The sequence below is a fragment of the Hyalangium versicolor genome (assembly GCF_020103695.1).
Lineage (GTDB): Bacteria > Myxococcota > Myxococcia > Myxococcales > Myxococcaceae > Hyalangium > Hyalangium versicolor.
The window spans coordinates 1-753 of sequence record NZ_JAHXBF010000090.1 but is presented as its reverse complement, the minus strand read 5'-3'; the positions used below and the strand labels follow the sequence as shown (position 1 = coordinate 753).

1 protein-coding gene is annotated in these 753 nt (G+C 61.9%); it reads right to left on the bottom strand.

What is annotated here, in order from left to right; all coding sequences use genetic code 11:
• A partial coding sequence (locus KY501_RS52875) for an ISAzo13 family transposase (RefSeq protein WP_224373258.1) occupies positions 1 to 753 on the bottom strand: 753 nt, incomplete at both ends.

Sequence of the window (753 nt, the reverse complement as noted above, 5' to 3'; positions counted from 1 at the left end):
GACAGACAGTAATGGAGAGGCCTGTATCGCTTGCCAGCTTTTGCAACTCAACTTTCCACAGTCGAGCGCGAGAACTGTTGCTGCCGCCGGCATCCGCCGTCACGAGCAGTTCCTGGGCTTTCGGGTAGCGTCGGTGCCCCATGTGGTGCCACCACGCTCGGATGCTTGCAACGGCGAAGGCGGGCGTGTCGTGGTCCCTGCCCACGTTCACCCAGCCGGAATTGGCGCCGACGTCATAGACGCCGTAGGGGATGGCCTTGCCCTTCGCTTCATCAGGGAAGTCGTAGACGCCAACCTCCTTGGGCTTCTTCTTCCGTTCCCACTCCCTGCCGCCTTGCCGGAACAGCCCCACCAGTTCCTTCTTCTTGGTGTCCACAGAAATGACTGGTTGCCCCCGCGACTGGAAGCGCTGCACCTCTTCGGCGATGTGACCAAATTGCGCGTCCCTGTCCGGGTGCTGTGAGCCCTCATGCACCTTGCGGTTGGACTGCAAACTATACCCCATACCGTGTAGCAGGCTGGCCACGGTGCGCGCACTCACCGGGTGTCCCTGCTGCTTGAGTTCCTCCGCCAAATGGTACGTGGACTTGCACGTCCAGCGCAGCGGCGAGGTAGGACTGCCGCGCGTCACGGGTGAAACAAGACGGCGCAGATCCGCCGTGAGACTCCTATCCTCCTTCGTGAGAGGCTTCCGGCCACCGCCGGGATGGCGCTGCCGGTCGGGTGATAACTTGAGTCCCTTTTCTATTTCGC